This is a genomic window from Candidatus Cloacimonadota bacterium (assembly GCA_034661015.1).
In the GTDB taxonomy this organism is placed as follows: domain Bacteria; phylum Cloacimonadota; class Cloacimonadia; order JGIOTU-2; family JGIOTU-2; genus JAYEKN01.
This window is the reverse complement of sequence record JAYEKN010000117.1, coordinates 1-3813: the sequence shown is the minus strand read 5'-3', so window position 1 is coordinate 3813 and position 3813 is coordinate 1. Positions and strand designations below refer to the sequence as shown.

The window sequence follows — 3813 nt, the reverse complement described above, 5'->3', positions numbered from 1 at the left end:
CTATTTCCTTAATGAACCTGTTGATATTATCATTACCTTGATTGTTGCAAACATCATTTTTATCCTAATCGTTAGAAATAATTACAAAATAGTCAGAAAACATATAAAATTGCACTCAATGTTTAAGGGGCTTGAACCGTTTAATTAGAGTCTGTCCGTAAAGGAAAATCTTGAGTTAAGTTCCGTTTTTTTGAAATTGACTTAAGTTTTTCCAACTGTGTCTGTCCGTAAAGGAGTATTTTTCGACCTCACCCCGACCCTCTCCTATCGAGGAGAGGGAGATAAAAGTTCCCCTTCTCTTTGAAGAGAAGGGGTTAGGGGATGAGTTGTAAAAAGGATGAAGAATATATTTTACTTGATATGCTACTTTACGGATGGACACTAATTAGAGTCTGTCCGTAAACTCTGAAACCTTATCATGAAAGCATCCGGGCAAATTTTCTGTTCGATAAAAATCCTATTTCTGCATTAGTTCAATATATTTTTCAAGTCCTTTTCGGAAGATGAGCATCGCTTTTTTGAGATTTTCCGTATTCAAAACATACGCCAATCTGACTTCATTTTTGCCCATTCCGGGAGTAGCATAAAATCCTTCAGCAGGAGCAAACATCACAGTTTCGTTTTCGTAAGAAAATTCCGTAAGCATCCATTTGACAAAATCTTCGGCGTCCTCAATCGGTAACTTTGCGATGATATAAAAAGCACCTTGAGGTTTAATACAAACGATGTTTTCAATTTTTTGCAATTCGTCAAAGACAACGGTTCTTCGTTGATCATATTCTGATAGAATGTTTACGAAATATTCTTCCTCAATATCAATGCATGCATTTGCTGCGAGTTGGTCAATTGTTGGAGGGCAAAGTCTTGCCTGAGCGAATTTTAGCACACTGTCAGTTATATTTTTATTTCTGGTAACAATGCAACCGATCCTTGCACCGCAGGCGCTATAACGTTTGGAAATGCTATCCACCATTATCGCATTTTCTTCTAAACCCCTGATGTCCATAATACTTGTGTGTGTCAATCCATCATAAGTAAACTCGCGATAAACTTCATCGGAAATTATAAAAAGGTCGTTCTCAAGAGCGATTTTTGCTAATCTTTCAATATCAGTTTTCGGATAAACTGTTCCGGTGGGATTTCCCGGATTGCATAGCATTATTGCCCTTGTTTTTTTTGTGATGAGTGGAATGATCTCTTCATCGCTTGGTAAAGCAAAACCATTTTCTGCATAAGTGGTAAGGGGAACGATTTTTACGCTGGTGATTGTGGCAAATCCGTTGTAATTTGTATAGAATGGTTCCGGGATGATAACTTCATCACCAGGATTACATGCAGCAAGTAGAGCAAATATCAAAGCTTCTGATCCAGCGGTAGTTACGAGAATGTTACCAACTTCTATTTGGATGTCATGCTTTGCGTAATAGTTTACCAGATTTTCGCGATAAAGTTCCAATCCTTGTGATGGACCGTAAGCAAGAACTTCTTTATCAAAATTTCGATAAACATCCAGCATTGCTTTTGGAGTGGGAATATCCGGCTGTCCGATATTCAGATGATAAATCTTTTTTCCTTCTTTTTTGGCAGTATTTGCAAAAGGCATCAGCTTGCGTAGGGGAGATGCCTGAATTTTTGTAGCTCGATTTGATATTTTCATTATTTCCTTCTATTATTTATTTGGGATTTTTAGGTGTCATTTCTACTGACTCGACAAGCAAAATGATTAATCTTTAAAACCATCCGGCAATTGCTTCTTGGTTTGTATTCCCAGATTTTTCAGCATTTCCGATTGGCGGATAAGATTGCCGCGTCCGGTGGATAAACGATTTTTTGCTTCGTTATAAGAATTTGATGCTCGTTCAATATGTTTGCCAATGTCATCAAGGCTTTCGATAAAATTTACAAATTTATCGTATAAAGCACTTCCACGTTGAGCGATTTCCTTAGCGTTTTCAGTTTGTTTTTTAAATTTCCAAAAATTTTCGATTGTTCGCAAAGTTGCCAAAAGAGTGGTTGGTCCAACCAAAATAATTTTCTTCTTCATCGCGCGCTGGTAAGCATCTTTGCTATTTTGGATTGCGCTAATAAATGCTCCCTCAATGGGAATGAACATAAAAACCCAATCAAGCGAGTTCACTCCTTGCAAATTTTCATAATTTTTTTTACTCAATTCGTTGATGTGATTATTCACTGATATGAGGTGTCTATCTAAGGCTTTTTGTTTTTTAATCTCATCATCTTCGTTGAAAAATTCTTCGTAAGCTGTAAGAGAAACTTTGGAATCAACGAGGACATCTCGCTTATCCGGCAAGTGGATAATGACGTCAGGTTGAAATCTTTTGCCTGTTTCATCTTTAAGAGAGACCTGAGTTTCAAACATTACTCCTTTTTCTAATCCGGCGAATTCCAACAATTTTTCCAAAACTATTTCACCCCAATTACCTTGAATTTTGCTATCTCCTTTTAACGCTTTTGTGAGATTTTCCGCATCTTCGCTGATCTGTTTGTTTAAATTTTGGAGATTCTTAATTTCAGCGTGCAATTTTGTTCTTCCCTCTGAATCCTTATCATAAACATCATTCACTCTATCTCGAAATTCTTTTAATTGCTCACGCAAGGGTTTCATTAACTCTTGGAATTTTTTTTCTCCTTTGATATTTTTGGCATCGAAAATTTTATTCGCCAGATTTTCAAATTCCTTTTTCAGGTCATCCCGGGCATTTTCTAAAATTTCTAATTTTTCTTTGGATCTTTTTTGTTCCTGTTCGATTTGAGTTGTTAGTTCTGATACATTTTTTTCTAATTTTTCTTTGGATGTTATAAGGTTAGAGATTTTTTCATCCTTCAATCTAATTGTGTTTTTATTTTCAGAAAGATTTTCTCGTTTTTCTAGCAAAACTGCATTTATCTGTTCCAATTCTGCAGTTAGTGTTGATTTTGTAGAAGATAGTTTTTCTCTATCCTCCTGAAACTGATCTGCTTTTTGACCAATAATTTTATTTTGTTCTTTTAATTCTTTGATAATTGCGGTTCCATCCAATATTTTTTCATTCAGATTTTTAAGTTGCTCCTCATTTTTTGCTTTTTGAATTTCGAGAGCGATTTTCTGCTGTTGCGTTTCTTTTAGATATTCTTCATTCTCATTTAATTTGGATTGGATTTCCTTAATATTTTTTTTAAATTCAAGATTGGCTTCTTCCAAGAATTCCTTTTCCCTTTTAATTTGTTGATTTTCGGTTCTAATACTTTGCTTCAATTTGAATCGGAAAATAACATAGAGGAGAAAAAACAAAACTACCGCTTCGATTGTTAGATAAGAAAAAATTGTCATTTTTTAACTCTCATTTCATATTTTTTGTGATTGTTACAACAGTTTATAACTTACATATCTGTGTCAAGTTCACTATTATCTCGTGTTTGACTTTTTCAAAAAGTTGTGTGTTTATCGTTTCGGAGAAACGGATTACGTATTACGCTTTTCCAAAGCGTTTCGTTTTCCGTTTCGGAGAAACAGAATACGGATTTTGTATTACGCTTTTCCAAAGCGTGTTGTTTTGCCGTTTCGGAGAAATGGAATACAGATTTCGTATTACGCTTTTCCAAAGCGTGTTGTTTTTCCGTTTCAGAGAAACGGAATACGGGTTTCGTATTACGCTTTTCCAAAGCGTGTCGTTTGCCGTTTCGGAGAAATGGAATACGGGTTTCGTATTACGCTTTTCCAAAGCGTATTATTTACCACATCTCGTTGTGAACAATAGTCTCAAGTTTTTTTCTATTGTTACTTCCTGCAAAAATTTTTACAGCTTTTGCGTA

At 35.3% G+C, this 3813-nt stretch carries 2 protein-coding genes; both read right to left on the bottom strand.

The annotated features are described in order from the left end of the window. Positions 1-457 precede the first annotated feature (457 nt). A complete protein-coding gene (locus U9P79_04790) occupies positions 458-1657 on the bottom strand; it encodes a pyridoxal phosphate-dependent aminotransferase (protein ID MEA2103943.1) in 1200 nt (399 codons plus the stop codon). A 66-nt stretch (positions 1658-1723) separates the two neighbouring features. Beyond that, positions 1724-3331, bottom strand: a complete 1608-nt coding sequence (rmuC, locus tag U9P79_04785; protein MEA2103942.1) for a DNA recombination protein RmuC — start codon at positions 3329-3331, stop codon at positions 1724-1726. Positions 3332-3813 lie beyond the last annotated feature (482 nt).